The 16,789-nt window shown below is 62.6% G+C and carries 16 protein-coding genes; 1 reads left to right on the forward strand and 15 read right to left on the reverse strand.

Annotated elements, in window-relative coordinates; translation table 11 throughout:
• Positions 1-665: 665 nt before the first annotated feature.
• On the forward strand, positions 666-1,103 hold the full coding sequence (locus tag DEJ54_RS00365) for a YqaA family protein (protein ID WP_113152807.1): 438 nt from the start codon (positions 666-668) through the stop codon (positions 1,101-1,103).
• Here the strand turns inward: DEJ54_RS00365 and DEJ54_RS00370 are convergent.
• From DEJ54_RS00370 to DEJ54_RS00440, 15 genes are all read right to left on the reverse strand, one after another.
• Complete coding sequence (locus tag DEJ54_RS00370; RefSeq protein WP_245447643.1) at positions 1,096-1,536, reverse strand: cytochrome c; 441 nt, start codon at positions 1,534-1,536, stop codon at positions 1,096-1,098. The two genes, DEJ54_RS00365 and DEJ54_RS00370, sit on opposite strands and share 8 nt — an antisense overlap.
• A 392-nt stretch (positions 1,537-1,928) precedes the next feature.
• On the reverse strand, positions 1,929-3,407 hold the full coding sequence (locus DEJ54_RS00375) for a multicopper oxidase family protein (protein ID WP_113152809.1): 1,479 nt from the start codon (positions 3,405-3,407) through the stop codon (positions 1,929-1,931).
• A 71-nt stretch (positions 3,408-3,478) separates the two neighbouring features.
• Entirely contained in the window at positions 3,479-3,853 is a 375-nt protein-coding gene (locus DEJ54_RS00380) for a hypothetical protein (RefSeq protein WP_113152810.1), read from the reverse strand.
• Between the two features lie 135 nt (positions 3,854-3,988).
• Complete coding sequence (locus DEJ54_RS00385; protein WP_113152811.1) at positions 3,989-5,017, reverse strand: proline racemase family protein; 1,029 nt, start codon at positions 5,015-5,017, stop codon at positions 3,989-3,991.
• Positions 5,018-5,042: 25 nt separating this feature from the next.
• Complete coding sequence (locus tag DEJ54_RS00390) at positions 5,043-6,719, reverse strand: aconitase X (RefSeq protein WP_113152812.1); 1,677 nt, start codon at positions 6,717-6,719, stop codon at positions 5,043-5,045.
• A 13-nt stretch (positions 6,720-6,732) separates the two neighbouring features.
• Entirely contained in the window at positions 6,733-7,734 is a 1,002-nt protein-coding gene (locus DEJ54_RS00395) for a 4-hydroxyproline epimerase (protein ID WP_113152813.1), read from the reverse strand.
• Between the two features lie 2 nt (positions 7,735-7,736).
• Positions 7,737-8,966, reverse strand: a complete 1,230-nt coding sequence (locus DEJ54_RS00400) for an FAD-binding oxidoreductase (RefSeq protein ID WP_113152814.1) — start codon at positions 8,964-8,966, stop codon at positions 7,737-7,739.
• Entirely contained in the window at positions 8,967-9,689 is a 723-nt protein-coding gene (locus tag DEJ54_RS00405; protein WP_113152815.1) for an amino acid ABC transporter ATP-binding protein, read from the reverse strand. It lies immediately after the preceding gene.
• Positions 9,682-10,335, reverse strand: coding sequence for an amino acid ABC transporter permease (locus tag DEJ54_RS00410; RefSeq protein ID WP_113152816.1), 654 nt, complete (start codon positions 10,333-10,335; stop codon positions 9,682-9,684). Before DEJ54_RS00410 ends, DEJ54_RS00405 begins: the two co-directional genes overlap by 8 nt.
• 12 nt (positions 10,336-10,347) lie before the next feature.
• The gene (locus DEJ54_RS00415; RefSeq protein WP_113152817.1) at positions 10,348-11,013 is read right to left on the reverse strand and encodes an amino acid ABC transporter permease; all 666 of its coding nucleotides are present in this window, start codon (positions 11,011-11,013) and stop codon (positions 10,348-10,350) included.
• A 57-nt stretch (positions 11,014-11,070) separates the two neighbouring features.
• Entirely contained in the window at positions 11,071-11,880 is an 810-nt protein-coding gene (locus DEJ54_RS00420) for a transporter substrate-binding domain-containing protein (RefSeq protein ID WP_113152818.1), read from the reverse strand.
• A 133-nt stretch (positions 11,881-12,013) separates the two neighbouring features.
• Positions 12,014-13,327, reverse strand: coding sequence for a TRAP transporter large permease subunit (locus DEJ54_RS00425; protein ID WP_113152819.1), 1,314 nt, complete (start codon positions 13,325-13,327; stop codon positions 12,014-12,016).
• Position 13,328: 1 nt separating this feature from the next.
• Entirely contained in the window at positions 13,329-13,850 is a 522-nt protein-coding gene (locus DEJ54_RS00430; RefSeq protein ID WP_113152820.1) for a TRAP transporter small permease subunit, read from the reverse strand.
• A gap of 16 nt (positions 13,851-13,866) precedes the next feature.
• The gene (dctP, locus tag DEJ54_RS00435) at positions 13,867-14,928 is read right to left on the reverse strand and encodes a TRAP transporter substrate-binding protein DctP (protein ID WP_113152821.1); all 1,062 of its coding nucleotides are present in this window, start codon (positions 14,926-14,928) and stop codon (positions 13,867-13,869) included.
• Between the two features lie 250 nt (positions 14,929-15,178).
• Positions 15,179-16,696 (reverse strand): aldehyde dehydrogenase (NADP(+)), encoded by a 1,518-nt coding sequence (locus DEJ54_RS00440; RefSeq protein ID WP_113152822.1) that lies wholly within the window; start codon positions 16,694-16,696, stop codon positions 15,179-15,181.
• Positions 16,697-16,789 lie beyond the last annotated feature (93 nt).

A 16,789-nucleotide genomic window follows, 5' to 3' on the forward strand; every position in this document is an offset into this window, starting at 1 on the left:
TGGGTGGAGTTGCCAACTTGTCTGCGCATGATTGAGAAGAGCGAGCCCTTCACTTGTGAGATAGTCTATAAACATCCGGGCAGCCCCCTCTTCTTGAAGCAATTTCAAGCGCGACAGGGTGTCTATCACTGCCCCAACCCGCCAAATGATATCCTGAACGACTCAAAATGCCACCGGCAATGATTGGCTCCCCATATATAGGACGTAACAGTGCCCCCTGTTGCCCGACGCAACGAAGTTCACTGGGCCAGATTTTCCGCTGGTGCAGATTACCATCGCACGATGTGTTGACGGCGGCTGACCTTACCTTGCGGAACCATCCCAGTGTCATGCGGTTTTTCAGGAACCATTTTTGATGCAGCAGGAACCGCCGATGAGCCTTGCGAGAATGATCTCGGCGGCCAGTTATCGTTGAGCCATGCGGTCGATCACTTGACAGTTTTTTCGGGTCCCGGTACGAGCGTACAAGATCACTGAACGCGAATGTCAGATATTTGATTGCGAAAATCAATGATTTAGAAGGATTGGAGGTTCAAATCCCTCCTCCGCTACCATTCCAAACAAGCAAGCAATATTGACGAGCTATGGAACAGAATTCCCTTGGGCTCTGAACCTCGCGCACATGTGGGCGCAGGATCCCATCACTTGCGGTTCTGGGGAGACGTTTGGGCATTCTTACGGTTTATCTGGGGCTGTTCCTCAGCGCCTTTGCAGCGGCCACTCTGTTTCCGATGCAGTCAGAGGCTGCTCTTGTCGGCCTGCTACTCACCGATTCCCACGCGGTCTGGGCACTGGTGGCTGCGGCAAGCTTCGGCAATGTGGCGGGATCGTTCGTTAACTGGGTGCTCGGACGCAGCATCGAGCGGTTCCGCGACAAGCGATGGTTTCCAGTATCCGAAAAAGCGCTTCAGCGTGCGCAGCGATGGTATCGTCGATACGGAAGATGGTCTCTGCTGTTGAGCTGGATGCCGATCATCGGAGATCCACTGACGCTGGCCGCTGGAATAATGAAAGAGCCGCTGTCTGTGTTCCTCGTGCTTGTCACCATTGCTAAAACTGGACGATATCTGGCGCTCACCGCAGCGACCATGAATCTCATGTAACTTCCGCTCCCGGTCCCTGGCGAATGCCCGAACTCAGGCAGTTTGCCGCTCGAACCCGGATGAGCTGAACAGATTGGCGCATCGGCGCTGGTTCGGGTCCCGAGAGGTCATGCGTCAGCTCGATCCAGTCAATCCCGTTTGCACGCTGAAGCTCGCGCACATAGGCAATTACAGCGCTCAGATCGGCATCGGTAAACTCCGGCTGAAGAGGCGTGTTTCCAAACTTCCAGTGATGCGCCCGCACACCATTCTTGACGGCGAGTTCAAACGCCTCGTCTCCATGATGTGATGGCTCATAAATTCGGTGAACCAGCGGCGGGCCGGCATCACTTCCAGCGGCATTGGCCCCATGGCAGGCAGCGCAGGTCGAGTTGAACGCCCTTTGCCCCATAAGCGCGGCCCCTGAAAAGGTATCCGGGAGGGTGACGTTCACCACCGTTTACGTTGTCGTGGCGGACCCGCCCGGATCGCCGCGTCCCCAGATCGTAGCGGCACCGACACCGGCTGCGAGCACCGCCAATAAGACCGTGTTTCTCTTGTTCATTGGACGTCCTTCATTTGAATGCCAGGACCGACGACAGGGCCATGCCACGGACAGGATGCGTCTTTATCGCGTGTCCGGTCGAATGGTTCATCCAGAGCCGCCTGTTTTAAAAATAGCCACGGGACACTCCCCGTGGCTATCGCGATCAACCATCAGGTTGAAACGTCACTCTGGCAGCCGCCACCTGAAGCCGCTGCGCCATATGTGGCAGGCTTCATCATGCTATGGAGCCGGCAGGCGACCATTTGCTGACGGCCCGCCGGGTGCGGTTCATGAGGCACTCACGCGGTCACCCTGAACTCGGTCATCATGCCCGACTCGAGATGAGGCATGTGATGGCAATGCAGCATCCAGTTCGCGGCCTCCCCCGCATCCAGAGCCACTGTGACCATGGACATTGGTGGCACATAGACCGTATCGCGCCGCGCGCCCGCAAAGCGGCGGTTGTTGATGCCAACAACCTGGAAGGCATGACCATGCAAATGCATCGGATGACCCATCATCGACATGTTGTGGAACATTAGTTCCACTCGTTGACCGCTGGTCGCCTGTATCGGCCGATGCCTGCCCCAGGTAGCGCCATCGATGGTCCAGACATAGGGCTGCATGGAACCGCCAAGCATAACCATATGGGTGCGATCCGCCTCACGGGCCGGCAATGTGTCGATGGCCCGCAGACGGGCTTCCTGTCCCAGATCGATATCGAAGGCAGGGGCCTCCGTTTCCGCCAGAGAGCTTATCTTTTTGACGGCGGCGCCCGATGTTACAAGCACGATGCCGGTGCGCTCGCGCGCGCCCTCTCTGCGTGCGAGAACAGGCCACGCACCGCCCTCATTCGGCAGATCGATTTCAATGTCGAGCCGCTGGCCCATGGCCACGCCGAAGCGGGAGCCCGCGACCGGCTGCACCTCATGTCCATCCACCGCAACGAGCCGCCCCTCGACCGCACCCGTGTCGATCCAGAAAACGGTGGCAGATGCTCCATTGATGATGCGGAGCCGCACGCGACCGCCCTTTTCCACCTGAACAATTTCAGGATCGGACAGGGTGCGGTCGTTGGCGAGATAGGCATCCCAGTCATAGTCATTCAGGTCCATGGCGCTCATATCCATCGAACCCATATTGTCAGACATATCGCCCATGGCTCCCGCGCCATGATCCATTCCGCTGTGGTCCATACCCGGCGTTGCATCGGCGTCGCCGTTTCCGTGCTTGCCACCATGGCCACGAAGGATTTCTTCCATCACCTCTTCGGGTGCCTTGAAGGAAAAATCATGCAGAAAGAGAACCGCTTCTTGCCGGTCTGCAGCCACGTCTTCCGGCCGGCGCACGATCAAAGGCGCAGCAAGCAACTGCATTTCCTGCATTGGCACATGGCTGTGCATCCAATGGGTTCCAGGTAGAGGCGCGAAATCAAAGCTGCGTGTTTCGCCGGGAGTGAGCAGGGGTTGCGGCATGTCAGGCACCCCGTCCTGAGCATTCGGCGGAATCTGACCGTGCCAATGGACAATAGTCGGAACCTCAAGCTCATTGGTCAGATCCACGCGGAAATGCTGGCCGGGATCAAGGGTCAAGCCTTGTCCTTCAGGACCGGCAAGGCCGAAGACCGTGGCTGCGCGTCCGTTGATATCAAGCGTGCGGCTGGCCGCAGAAAGCCCCAAAGAAGGCGCCTGTTGGGCGTGGGCCCGGGTCGGAAACTGGGATGCAGCAAGCATGGCTGCGCTTGCGGTCAGAAAACCGCGTCTGGAAAACGTTTTCATATGCGTCACCTTGGGACGACCTGTCCCATTCAAAGCTTCTAAGGATCGCGGCAGGCTGGCCCGCCGCGTGTTCAGAGGAGACGCAATATGGGAGGTCGGTAATTCGACCCAGGTGTCGTTGAAGGCAGAGTTTCGTCTGGAGAACGGAGATATTTCCCCCGCCGGGTCGCTTCGTTCAGCGCGATACGCTCAAGCGATGGCAACACCGACACACCGGCGCAGATGAAATCACACAGGCCGATGTCGGCCTGATAATTCTCTTCGCCGCCGCAAGAAGCCTTCGATGATGAGATGTCTTCCACGTGCTGAGAGTGTGCGCTGTAACCGGCCCCGCCGATCATGCCGGCCTCATGCGCCTGCGCCGTAAAGAGCACAGCGGAAAGCGAAAGCACCGTAGCAATGATCATCAGGATTCGAACCATGGCGACTGGATAGAGGGTCGCCATGGGTTTGTCAGCATCAGGAAATCATGTCTTGGAGAGCCGCGGCACAATGCAGCACACGCTCCCCCTCGGCACGCGGGTGCACTCCACCATGCATCATGTCTGCGTGGCGCTTCAAACGGCCCACGAGGAGTTGGCCTATCGTGCGCCCCAGGTGTCGGAGAGGCGGTAGCCGCCGGGCCAGGGGTCGTCGGGGTCCAGCATGTGCTGGTGAATGCCCGTGACCCAGCCACGCCCGGAAATTTCCGGCAGGATGGCCGGCACGTCGCCCAGACGGGTCTCGCCGAGAATGCGGCCGGTAAAGGTCGAGCCGATCAGCGAAACCGCCGTCAGCCGGTCCTGTGGCCCCATTTGCCCACGCGCCGCCAGAACCGCCATGCGGGCGCTGAGCGCGGTGCCGGTTGGGGAACGGTCGATCTTGCCGGGACGGATCGCCACCGCAGCACCTGCGCGCAGACCATCCGCATCGCGCTCGACAGGGCCGGCAAAAAGGCAGAACGAGATATGCCGCCAGTCCGGGTTTTCCGGATGATGGAACCCCAGCGCCTCATTGGCGGCGGCGGTGATCTTCACACCAAGCCGCGCCAGATCATGCGCCTCGTCGGGCTTCAACGAAAAGCCGAGCGCCTGTGCATCCACGAAAACGAAACTGTCGCCGCCATAGGCCGTGTCCACGCTGAGCGTGCCAAGGCCTTCCACTTCCAGCGGCGCATCAAGCCGCGCGGCAAAGCTCGGCAGGTTCTGCACGAAAATGCGCTGCGCCTTGCCATTGGCGCACTCGGCCCGCACCCGGACCAGACCACCCGGCGCTTCAAGCACCAGCTCGGTGACCGGCTCGGTCATCGGCAGAATGCCGCCATCGAGCAGCACCGTGGAAACGCAGATTGAGTTCGAGCCGGACATGGGCGGCGTGTCTTCCGGCTCCATGATGATGAAGGCAGCGTCGGCACGCGGGTCTTTCGGCGGCACAAGCAGGTTCACATGGCGAAAGACGCCTCCCCGCGGCTCGTTCAGAACGAAATTGCGCAGCGTCTCGTCCCGCGCGATCCACCGGCTCTGTTCCCACAGCGTGTCGCCCGGCGGTGGCGTGACGCCGCCCACGATCACGTCACCCACCTCGCCCTCGGCATGGGCGGAAATGACGTGAACCGTCTTGCTGCTGCGCATCTCATCGTCTCCTTTGCATAAAGTGTCAGGCGAGCCAGTCGGGAAGCGCCGTGCGCGCCCGACCACTCACCGCAGCTTCTGCGCAGTCGCGCAGAGAGCCGAACCGGACGCTGCGCCCGGAAAGGCCGGGCGCGTAATGGGCGTATTTTCCGGAATTGGTCATCAGCGTGCGGGTCTTCGGCGGGAAAACCGGCTCGGAGATCGAACACCAGCACAGATCCGCCACCACCTGCACGCCCGAGGCTTCAAGCCGGGCGACGACACCCGCCTCTCTGGCCTGCGCCAGCGCATCACGCCCCAGCGTGACAATCGCCGCCGTGTCGGCGTGGCAGACATGGCCATCGAGAAGCTGCGCCAGCGCCGCGCACTCGGCAAACGAAAAATGCGGACTGCCAAAGGCCACCAGATCGACCTGCTCGCCGCCGGCATTGAAGGTCTGCCACGCACCGGCCAGATCGGCGGAGCCGATACGCGCGCTGTCGGCATCCGCCGCCACAGGTCCGTCCGCCTCAGGCGTGACGCCAGCCACATGCAGCATGGGTGCGGCCGAGGTCGTGCCGAACGCGGCGCACAGCGCCTTCAAATCGTCTTCGGACGGGTTGGTGCTCTCCAGCCCCGTGAGGAGTGGAATGCGGTCCGGCGAAAGCCGCCCGGCCAGCCAGCCAAGCAAGGGCCAGAGCGCATCGTCATATCCATGGGGCACATCCACATGGATCACGCGGCGCGGGGCGCGGTTGTCGTCGAGATAAACGCCGGAAAGCGGGGCGCGACCGGTCAGCGCAATGCACAGATCGAGAAAATCGGGGTGTTTGACCGTGCGTGCGCCCAGAACACTGTTGGCATAGATCACCGCGTTGGATTCGGCCCATGCGATGGCCTCGCCCTCACCCGGCGCTTCCGGCAGAAGATAGGGCGCACAGGTGAAGCTGGGGCGTGCGCCCATGTCGACATAGGCCTGCGCCAGACGCGCCGCCGGTTGTCCGAAATCGGGCGAAACGCCCTGCGCGCGCCAGTTTGCGAAATCGACGGAAATCGCGTTCATCGTGGTGGGAATGCGCACCCGCGCGCCAAGCTTCACCATCGCCTCGGCAAATCGCAGATTTGCGGGGCTGGCATAGATGCAGCCATCGATATGGCCGCGCGTGACATCCACCAGCCCTTCCGCGCCCTGGCTCGCGGCCATGGTGCAGATCATCTCCATGGCCAGCTGTGCTGCAGCGCCCTGCCCGCCGGAGAGCATCTCCCGGTCGTCGTCGCCCAACACAAGATCGGCGCCGTCGAGAGGTTTCAACGGCACCGACAGCGCGCCGGCCTCAATGCGATCTGCGTCGATCCGCGCAAATGGTGCGGCGGCAAGGGCGTCGTAGTCCGCCGGCCCCAGCCGCGCCACGGAAAGCGGCCTGTCGAACATGCGCGCGGCAATCAGCGCGCCGAGTGTCAGAATGTCCTCCGCCTCGCGGAAGACCAGCGCTGCCGGCGCGTGGCCATTGAGCGCGAGTTCCAGCAGCACGCCGCTGCCGGTGCACGAGCCACGGCTCGTCGGCATGAGCACCACCTTGCCGGCAATGGTCTCGCCGCACAGCGGATGATGCGCGTCGATCACACGGCCAGTGGCCGGATCGACCCCGCCCCAGAAGCTCAGGCCCTCGGAGAAGGCGAGCACCGGCCCCTCGGCAACGGCAGACAGAATGAGCTTTCCCATTGGTTCGCGCCGATCAGGTAACAACAAAGCCGTGCGCGAACGGGTCGCGATCGTCGATGAAAAGAGTGTTGAAGCCGGTCACCCGCGCCCAGCCGGCGATCGATGGCACGATTGCCGCGCGGTCGGCCACCTGCGTCGCCCGCTCGACACAACCGCGAAACAGCGAACCGATGATGCTTTCATGCACGAAATCATCGCCGGGCCTGAGCTTGCCCTTTGCGGCGAGCTGCGCCATGCGGGCCGACGTGCCGGTGCCACAGGGCGAACGGTCGATGGCCTTGTCGCCATAGAAGACCGCATTGCGCGCATGGGCCTCGGGATCGCGCGGCGCGCCAGTCCACAGAATGTGGCTCAGACCGTTGATCGCCGGATGCTCGGGGTGAACGAACTCATATTTCGCATTGAGCGCCGCACGCAGTTTCGGGCTCAGGCCGATCAGCTCGGAGGCAGTGAAGTCGGCCATGTCGCGAAAATTCTTTTGCGGCTCGACAATGGCGTAGAAATTGCCGCCATAGGCAACGTCAACGACGATCTCGCCAAGCCCTTCCACCTCGGCGGAAAGCCCTTCGGCATAAAGGAAGGCGGGCACATTGGTCAGCCGCACTTCCTCGATGAAGCGGCCTTCCTGGCGATAGGTGACATCAACGCGGCCAGCCGGCGTTTCCAGCCGCAGTTCGCCCGGCGTCTGCGGACGGATCAGGCCGTTCTCCAGCGCGATGGTGACCGTGCCGATGGTGCCATGCCCGCACATGGGCAGGCAGCCCGACGTCTCGATGAAGAGAACCGCCACGTCGCAATCCTCGCGTGTCGGCGGATAGAGGATCGCGCCGGACATCTGGTCATGCCCGCGCGGCTCGAACATCAGGCCGGTGCGGATCCAGTCATATTCGGCCAGGAAATGCGCACGTTTTTCCAGCATGGTCGCGCCACGCAGCATCGGCGCGCCCCCTGTCACCAGACGAACCGGATTGCCGCAGGTGTGGCCGTCGATGCAGGGAAAAGTGTACTGGGTCATGTCTACCTCGTAAAACGCGCCGGCGAGAATGGCGCAATGTCGATGCCGGGCTCCTGCCCCGTCAAAAGATCGGCCACGATATCGGCCGTGCCGATCGACTGGGTCAGCCCCAGATGACCGTGACCGAAAGCGCAGATCACATCCGGACGGCCCGGCAGCGGGCCGATGGCCGGCAGCGTGTCGGGCAGCGAGGGCCGGAAGCCCATCCACTGCCTGCCGCCGGAAATGTCCAGACCCGGCAGGAACGCGGACGCCTTTTTCAGCATCGCTTCGGCGCGCGCATAGTTTGGCGGCAGGTCGAGCCCGCCAAGCTCCACCGCGCCACCGACGCGCAGGCCCGAGCGCAGGCGCGAAATCACGAAGCCATGTCCGCCGAAGGTGATGTGCATGCGCAGGTCGAACCCACCGCCGGGAAAGGTGGTGTTGTAACCGCGTTCCGTCTCCAGCGGGATGCGCACCCCGGCGGTGCGCGCCAGGCGATGCGAGAATGCGCCGGCTGCCAGAACGACAAGGCCCATCCGGTCACCGGCGGTGGTGCGCACGCCACCCGGTATCAATGCCTGCGCTTGGGCAATCTCGATCTCGCCGCCATCGGCGCGAAACCGCTCGGCCAGCGCCAGCGTGTAATCCTTCGGATCGTCTATGGTCGCCCAGCCCGGCGTGAAGGTGGCGTGAGTGAAGCGCGGCGAGAGCCCCGGCTGATATTCGGCGATCTCGTCGCCCTCAAGATGACGGAAAGCAATGCCCGCGGCCTCGCGCGCCTGCCAGCCGGACAGCGAAGCGCGAAACTCGCGCGCGCCTTCATAGACCTGCAACTGCCCCTCGCGGCGCAGCATGCCGGTCAGGCCAGCCCGCTCAAGGAAAGGATCGAGCGTTTCCTGCGCGCGGCGCATCATCGCCGTCTGCGCGACGATGGAGGCGCGCACCTGTGCCGGCCAGCTCGCCCGCCAGAAACGCAGCATCCAGGGCGCGATGCGCAGCGCATATCCCGGCCGGATGCTCAGCGGCCCGAGCGGATCGAGCAGCCATTTCGGGGCCTGGCGAATGATCCTCGGTGAGGCCAGAGGCAGGATGTCGGGAAAGGCGAATGCCCCGGCATTGCCGGCGGACGCACCCGCCGCCGGCCCTTCACGGTCGATCACCTGAACCTTCAGGCCGCGCGCCTGCGCCGCCAGTGCAACCGAAAGGCCGATGACCCCGGCCCCGACAACAACAACCTCAGGCCGGCTCATTCAACGTACACTCGAAAGGAAATTGCGTGTCTCTTCATGCTGCGCATCACCGAAAATTTGCTCGGGCGGGCCGATCTCGGCCATGACGCCCTTGTGGAAGAACGCGACCCGGTTCGACACGTCGCGAGCAAAGCTCATCTCGTGGGTCACACAGATCATGGTCATGCCATCGTCTGCCAACATTTTCAGCGTGTCCAGCACTTCACCCACAAGCTGGGGGTCGAGCGCGGAGGTCACTTCGTCAAACAGCATGTAGTCGGGCGACATGGCCAGCGCACGGGCGATTGCCATGCGCTGCTGCTGCCCGCCCGAGAGCCGGTTGGGATAGACCTTCAGCTTGTCGGCGAGGCCGACATGGCTCAACTGCTGAACGGCGATCTCCTCGGCATCGCGGCGCGACATGCCCTTCACCTTGCGCGGCGCGAGCGTGACGTTTTCCAGAACCGTGAGATGCGGGAACGCGTTGAACTGCTGGAACACGATGCCGATCTTGCGGCGTAAGAGGTTCAGGTCCGTTGTCTTCGCGTGCACCTCCGTGCCGTCAACGAGGATGCGCCCGCTGTCGATGGGCTCCAGCCCGTTGATGCAGGTCAGCAGCGTCGACTTGCCGGAACCGGAACCGCCAATCACCGACACCACCTCGCCCTTGTCGACGGTCAGGTTGATGCCTTTCAGAACCTCCAGCGCGCCGAAGGATTTGTGAACGTTTTCAATCTCAATCATTCTCTTGCCACCTTTTCTCCAGCCGGCCTCCCAGGCGGGCGATGGGAAAACTCAGGGCGAAATAGATAGCGCCGGTAATGAGCAGGATGAACATGGGCTCCTGCAGGCGCGTTACGAGGATCTGGCTGGCGCGCAGCAATTCGATGATGCCGAGCCACAGAACCAGGGCGCTGTCCTTCATCACCCCCAGGGTGAGACCGATCCAGCTTGGCAGGGCCACGCGCAGCGCCATCGGGAAGACGATCTGCGTCATGTCCTGTCCCCAGCTCAGCCCCAGCGAACGCGCCGCCCGGCGCGTCACCACCGGCACTGCATCGATCGCGCCACGCACGATCTCGGTGCAATAGGCCGAGGTGTAGAGCGCCAGCACCACGCAGGAGGTGACGAAGGGCGAGAGTTGCAGTCCCGCAATGGCCTGAAAGGCGTTTGCGAGGATCAGCTGGATAAGCAGCGGGACCGAGCGGAAAATGTCGAGCACGAAGACCAGCGGCAAGGTGAGCCACGGGCTCACATGGCTTCGAAGGACACCGAACAGAAGGCCCAGAAGCGTGCCCCCGACCACCGCCAGAATGGTGATCGACAGCGTGACGCCTGCGCCCCTGATCAGGAACAGAATGTCGTTGAAGCTCAGAGAGGTTTCAAACATCGCCTTTCCTCCTCAATACCGGAACAGGCGCCAGGCGACGAGCCGCGCTGCGAACATCACGGCCTTGGCGATGCAGTAGTAAAGCACGGCCGCCAGAGCGAAGAGCTCGAAGGTGCGGAAGGTGCGTGCGTTGAGATCCTGCGTCACACCGGTCAGATCGGTGCTCATGCCGACGGTCACACCGAGCGAGGTCATGAGGATCGCCCAGACCATCTGGTTGGTGGTCGGCAGAAACGCGATGCGAAACATCTGCGGCATCACGATCAGGCGAAACGCCTTGGCCTGCCCCATGCCGAGCGAGCGGCCCGCGCGCACCTGCGTGCCGGGGATCGCCCGCAGCGCGCCGCGAAAGGTCTCGCACAGATATCCGGCATTGTTGAAGGTGATGCCGGCCAAAAGCGCGACGAAGGGGCTGAGATAGATACCGAAGGAACCGAGGCCGAAATGCGCCATGTAGATCTGAAACAGGGCGGGCGTGTTGCGCGCCACCTCGACCCAGGCCATGGCCGGCCATTGCAGCCATTTTGAACCGGAGTTGCGCGCCACCGCCAGAAGCACCGCGATGGTTATGCCGATCACCATCGACAGAACCGCGATCTGCATCGTTACAAGCGCACCGTCCAGCATCTGCGGCAGGGCACGAAAGGCCTGCCGCCATTGAAAGGTGTAGTCGAACATCCTGCGCTCCGCTTTGTGTCCGTATTGGGCGGGGGGCGCAAAGCCCCCCTTCCCGGATCAGCGGTAGACCTTGTTGACCGTCAGGTCCGGTGCTTCGCTGCCGACCCACTTGTCGTAGAGTTCAGCGTAACGGCCCGTGCGCACCTGCTGGTTGATGAACAGGTCGAGATAGTTCAGCAGGCCGTATTCGCTGCGCAGCGTGATCAGCGACACGTAGTCGGGCAGGTAAGGCGCGTCGCCGCCAATGGTCAGGCCCTCATAGCGGCCGCTCTCCACGATGGAGGAGGCAACCGTGGAGGTCACGACAGTGGCGTCGATCTGGCCCTGCGACAGCGCGAGGAACACATCGGCCTGCGACTGGTAGGGACGGAAGCTGCCGCCCTCACCCCACTTCTTGATGTCCTCTTCCAGCGCGATGGCCTCATAGGTGCCGGCAACCGATCCGACGGTGCGGCCCTTGAGCGATTCATAACCGTCGATCTCGGTGCCATCGCGGGTCAGGACAACATTGGTGAAGGCGAAGTAGGGAATGGTGAAGCCCGCCGTCTTGGCGCGCTCAAGCGTGTCGGACGTCGAGGCGACACCCACATCCGCACGGCCCGAAACGAGTGCGGGAATGCGGTCGGGGAACGGGGTTTCGACGATCTCGGCTTCAACGCCCAGCGCCTTGGCAAGGTCGTTGCAATAGTCGACGTCGAAGCCAATCGGCTCGTTGTTCTCATCGCGCGAGCCCATGGGCGGGAAGTCCAGCACCACCGCACAGCGCAGCGTGCCGGAGGCGATGATGTCATCCAGCTTGTCGGCCTTAGCCGGGCCGGCAACCATGGCGGCAGCCATCAGGCCGCCAGCGATAATCTTGAAGTTCATGTCTCTCTCCCAGGTTTTTGAGTTTCAGCCGGCCGGCACGCAGCGCGGCTGAAACCAGTGCAGGCAATCACAAAACCTACAAAAATACAATTTGCATATTTATTGCCGACAGAAAAAAATTTTCCATTGTTTCTCAGAAGCCCACGATCCTGTCGGGAAGCCATGTGGCGAGCGCGGGGAAGGAAGCGACCAGCAGCAGGGTCAGAACCTGCAGGGCGATAAAGGGCAGAACGCCACGGCACATCTGGCCATAGGTCATGCCCGGCGGCGCGATCGATTTCAGGTAGAAGATCGACGATGCCATGGGTGGCGTCAGATATCCGGTCTGGATGACGATCAGCACCAGCGTCGCAAACCACACCGGATCAATACCGGCCGCACGGATGAAGGGCGTGAAAAGCGGCACGCAGATCAGCACGTTCGCGGTCCAGTCCAGAACGAAGCCAAGGACGAAGACCACCAGCAGGAAGAAGATGATCATTCCTGTCGGGCCAAGCCCGGCGCTGTCGATGAACTCGCGGATCAGCCGAGCGCCGCCATTGGCCGCGAACGCTCCCATGAACATCGTGCCGGCTGCAACGATCAGCAGGATCATCGCCGAAATCCGCACCGTGATCGCAAGCGCGTCGCGCAGCATCGGCACGGAGAAACGCCCATTGAGAACACAAAGGGCCAATGCGCCGGCAGCACCCACTGCGGCTGCCTCGGTCGGCGACGCGATGCCGGCCAGGATCGATCCCAGAACGGCAAGGATCAAAAGCACCACCGGCAGCATGACCGTGACCGTCAGCCACAGCTTTTCTCCGAGCGCGACCGTTTCCTCTTCCGGATCACCGGGCTCTGGCTGCGGCGGATTGATGAGGCCATGGATGAAGATGTAGCCCAGGAACAGGACCACCATCAAAAGTCCGGGCACCATCATGCCGGCGAGCAGCTTGCCCACCGACATCTGCGCGAGCGAAGCGTACATCACGGCAATGACGGAGGGCGGGATCATCGTCCCCAGCGAGCCGCCGGCGCAGATCGTGCCTGCGATCAGCGAATTGCCGTAGCGCGCCCGTTGCATTGCCGGGATCGCCATCATGCCGATCATCACCTCGACCGCGCCGACAACGCCGGCGGCAGCAGCAAAGATCGCGCCCATGGCGACGGTCGCCAGCGCCAGTCCACCCGGCAGGCGGGCAAGCCACAGGTTCATGACACGGAACAGGCGTTCGGCGATGCCCGAACGCTCCAGCAGCGCGCCCATGAGAATGAACATCGGGATCGCCGACAGGATGAAATTCGTCGAGGCGGAATAGAACGAGCCGTAAAGCTGGTTGAAAGCCACCTCGCCGAAGGCCGCAAGCCCTGCCCCGACTGCCACGACGATCAGGGAAAAGGCGATGGGCAAGCCCAACAGGATCAGCGCGAACAGCGCCGGAAACATAAGTCCTGCAATCAGCATGTCAGGTCTCGATCTTGAAACTGTCGTCGCTGCGCGGTGCGGTCAACGCCCGCAGCCCCTCGGCGACAAGTTGCAGCGCCAGCGCGGCAAGGCCGATCGCCAGAGCGCTGTAGAATGGCCACATCAGCGGCGCCCACGGGCTGACATGCTCCACCTCTCCGGTCTGCCAGGCGCGCAGCGCACGCTGGCCGGCGATCAGCGCCAGCCATGTGAAGACCGGGCAGAGCACCGCAAGAAAGGCAAAACCGTCGATAGCGCCACGCACCCGCACCGGCATGCGCGACGACAGGAAGTCGATGCGCACATGGGCGTCTTCGCGCAGCGCCTGCGCCGCTCCGAGAACGAAGAGCACGCCCGTGCTCATGTAAGCGATATCGAAGGCCCAGAGCGTCGGCGCGCCAAACACATAGCGCGCCACCACCTCATAAAGCATGGAGGCGATCAGGATCAGCACCATCGCCTGCGCGATGTAGTTCAACCCGAGGGAAATCCGGTCTGCGACGGAGAGCAGGAAGCTCTTCATGATCGCCTCCCCGCGTCTAGTTGCCGTTGCGGATCAGATAGCCGCTCTGCTCCGCCCAGCGATTCTCATAGGCGAAGTACTCGTCGAGGATCTCGGCCATGAGCGGCTTGCCGTCGGCCTTCTGCGCTTCGGCGGTCTTGCGGATCCAGTCGCGCCCGGCATCGGAGAGTTCCTGCTGGAAGGCAGGTTCCAGCTCGATCACCTCGGCCTTGCTGGAGCGAAGCGTCTCCATCGCCTTCATGTCCTGATCATAGAAATGGATCAGCGACTGCATCGTGGTCAGCTCGGATGCAGCTTCGATCTTTGCCTTGAGGGCATCGTCGAGTGCGTCCCAGGTCTCCTGCTTGACGACCACTTCCCACAGGAAGGTCGGCTGATGCACGCCCGGCACGACAATATACGGCGCGGCCTCATGGAACCCTTCCGGCAGATTGCCCGAGGGCGGACCCCACTCAATGGCGTCGACGCCCTTGCGCTCCAGAAGCGTATAGATTTCACCCGGCGGCACAACGGTCGGGACAGCGCCGAAATAGTCGCGCATCACCTCGGCCCAGGGGCCGGATGTGCGGTATTTCAGGCCCTTGAGGTCTGCAGCGCTTTTGATCGGCTTGTTGGCGTGCGCCATGATCTCGGACGAACCGATACCGACGACCAGCGACTTCAGGCCTTCTTCGGCGCGCAGTTCGGAAAGCTTCTCACGGCCACCGCCTTCGAAGATCCAGGTGGAATAGGCTTCGGGGCCCATGCCGCCCGGAAAACCTGCGAAGATCGCATTCACCGGGTTCTGGTTGACGAGGTAGCTCGGCGTGGAGTGGCCGGCCTCGACAATGCCGTCCTTCACACCGTCATAGACCTGCAGCGCCGGGACGAGAATGCCCGCGCCAAACGGCTGGATCTCGACAGCGCCATCCGTCAGGCGATCGACATTGTCGGCAAAGCGCTCAAGGAAATTCACATAGAAGGGAGAGCCTTCGGGCACCGAGGTCGGAACGCGCCAGGTTACGTCCTGCGCCTGTGCGGCCGTGGCGGCCAGCGCCACTGCTCCGGCAAAGGCCAGGCCTTTGAGATCAAGAAACATATCAACTCCTCCTTTGACGTTCTTGGTGGCATCCAACCAAAGCCGGCTATGGATGCACTCAAAATTTATACAAACTCAATTCTCTATGTCGACAAAAAAAATAATTAAATTTTTGAAGGCGCGCGCACCCTGTTCCGAAAGCCGGCGGAACCGGTTGAACCCAAAAAAGAAAAGGCGCGGCGCGCATCCATGATGCACACCGCGCCCCTTCAAGGACAATTGGAGCCAAGCTCCCTGAACCGCAGTGCGGTCAGCCGCGCGCGTCTTCCGGCAGCAGCGCTTCAGGCATGTTCTGGTAGCAGACAGGCCGCAGGAAACGCCGGATCGACAGCGTGCCGACACTGGTCGCTCCGAAATTGGTGCTGGCCGGATAAGGCCCGCCATGCACCATCGTGTCGGAAACTTCCACACCGGTCGGGAAGCCATTGACCAGCAGGCGGCCGGCCTTGCGTTCAAGGATCGGACGCAGCGCCTGTGCAGCCTTGATGTCGGCTTCGTCGATATGCAGCGTCGCCGTGAGCTGTCCCTCCAGACCGCGCGCGATGGCCTCGAACTCCTCAGCCGAAGCCGCACGCACGACGAGGCCGAGCGGGCCGAACACTTCGTGATGGAGCATCGGATTCTCGAGGAACTCCGCCGCCGTGGTTTCATAGAGAGCCGGCGAAGCGCTGCGCCCCTCGGCCTCGGTCACCATGACCGGGCGCGCGGCGCTGCTTTGCGCGATCTGGTCACGGCCAGAGCAGAAGGCCTGCGCGATGCCGTCCGTCAGCATCACCTGCGCGTCGATCTGCTTCAGCCCATCGGCGGCGGCCGCGATAAAACGGTCGGCAGCTTCACCATCAATGACAAGAGCGATGCCGGGATTGGTGCAGAACTGCCCTGCCCCCATGGTCAGCGACCCGGCCCAGCCGCGTCCGATTTCCTCGCCGCGCGCCTGAAGCGCCTCCGGCATCACGAACATCGGATTGACCGAACCAAGCTCGCCAAAGAAGGGGATCGGCTCGGGCCGCGCGGCGCACAGATCGAACAGGGCGCGTCCGCCGGCAAGGCTGCCGGTGAAGCCAACTGCCTTGATCAGCGGGTGCTGCACAAGCGCGGCGCCAACCTTGCGGTCGCCGCCCTGGATGAGCGAGAAGACGCCGGCGGGCATGCCGCATTTTTCAACGGCCGCAAGGATCGCCTCGGCGACGATCTCGCCGGTGCCGGGATGCGCCGAATGACCCTTCACCACGACCGGGCAGCCTGCGGCCAGCGCGGCGGCCGTGTCGCCACCGGCGGTCGAGAAGGCGAGCGGGAAATTCGATGCGCCGAACACCGCGACCGGCCCGATCGGGCGCTGCACCATCACCAGTTCCGGGCGCGGAGCGGGCTGGCGATCGGGAAGAGCCGCATCATGCCGGCGGTCCAGATAGTCACCCTTGCGGATGTGATCGGCGAACAGGCGAAGCTGGCCGACCGTGCGTCCGCGCTCTCCTTCGAGCCGACCGGCGGGCAGACCCGTCTCCTGCGTTCCGATTTCGGTGATGTCTGCGCCACGCGCATCGATCTCGTCAGCAATGGTCTCTAGGAAGACGGCGCGCTGTTCGCGCGAGGTCGCCGAATAGGTCTCGAACGCCTGCTCGGCAGCCTGAACCGCGCGATCCACGAGATCGACGGTGCCCACCGAATAGTGATGGCTGGGACCGTGCGCGGGCGATGATTCGAACGTGTCGCTGCCAGCGATCCATTCACCTGCAATCAGGTGTTTGCCGTGAGGTTTGAAGGGCATGAGTCCCCTCCTTCTTGCTGTGGGTTTCAGTCCATCGCGAGGGTGTCGGAAAGCCGCAGGTCTTTGCTGCTGCATGGCTTGCATCCGCCTCTT

The sequence above is a fragment of the Nitratireductor sp. OM-1 genome (assembly GCF_003296175.1).
In the GTDB taxonomy this organism is placed as follows: Bacteria; Pseudomonadota; Alphaproteobacteria; order Rhizobiales; family Rhizobiaceae; genus Nitratireductor; species Nitratireductor aquimarinus.

What these genes read in the sequence shown, in the direction of transcription:
- DEJ54_RS00375 (WP_113152809.1), bottom strand. Translation starts at nt 3,407, where the DNA reads ATGAAAACGTTTTCCAGACGCGGTTTTCTGACCGCAAGCGCAGCCATG.
- DEJ54_RS00380 (WP_113152810.1), bottom strand. Translation starts at nt 3,853, where the DNA reads ATGGCGACCCTCTATCCAGTCGCCATGGTTCGAATCCTGATGATCATT.
- DEJ54_RS00385 (WP_113152811.1), bottom strand. Translation starts at nt 5,017, where the DNA reads ATGCGCAGCAGCAAGACGGTTCACGTCATTTCCGCCCATGCCGAGGGC.
- DEJ54_RS00390 (WP_113152812.1), bottom strand. Translation starts at nt 6,719, where the DNA reads ATGGGAAAGCTCATTCTGTCTGCCGTTGCCGAGGGGCCGGTGCTCGCC.
- DEJ54_RS00395 (WP_113152813.1), bottom strand. Translation starts at nt 7,734, where the DNA reads ATGACCCAGTACACTTTTCCCTGCATCGACGGCCACACCTGCGGCAAT.
- DEJ54_RS00400 (WP_113152814.1), bottom strand. Translation starts at nt 8,966, where the DNA reads ATGAGCCGGCCTGAGGTTGTTGTTGTCGGGGCCGGGGTCATCGGCCTT.
- DEJ54_RS00405 (WP_113152815.1), bottom strand. Translation starts at nt 9,689, where the DNA reads ATGATTGAGATTGAAAACGTTCACAAATCCTTCGGCGCGCTGGAGGTT.
- DEJ54_RS00410 (WP_113152816.1), bottom strand. Translation starts at nt 10,335, where the DNA reads ATGTTTGAAACCTCTCTGAGCTTCAACGACATTCTGTTCCTGATCAGG.
- DEJ54_RS00415 (WP_113152817.1), bottom strand. Translation starts at nt 11,013, where the DNA reads ATGTTCGACTACACCTTTCAATGGCGGCAGGCCTTTCGTGCCCTGCCG.
- DEJ54_RS00420 (WP_113152818.1), bottom strand. Translation starts at nt 11,880, where the DNA reads ATGAACTTCAAGATTATCGCTGGCGGCCTGATGGCTGCCGCCATGGTT.
- DEJ54_RS00425 (WP_113152819.1), bottom strand. Translation starts at nt 13,327, where the DNA reads ATGCTGATTGCAGGACTTATGTTTCCGGCGCTGTTCGCGCTGATCCTG.
- DEJ54_RS00430 (WP_113152820.1), bottom strand. Translation starts at nt 13,850, where the DNA reads ATGAAGAGCTTCCTGCTCTCCGTCGCAGACCGGATTTCCCTCGGGTTG.
- dctP (WP_113152821.1), bottom strand. Translation starts at nt 14,928, where the DNA reads ATGTTTCTTGATCTCAAAGGCCTGGCCTTTGCCGGAGCAGTGGCGCTG.
- DEJ54_RS00440 (WP_113152822.1), bottom strand. Translation starts at nt 16,696, where the DNA reads ATGCCCTTCAAACCTCACGGCAAACACCTGATTGCAGGTGAATGGATC.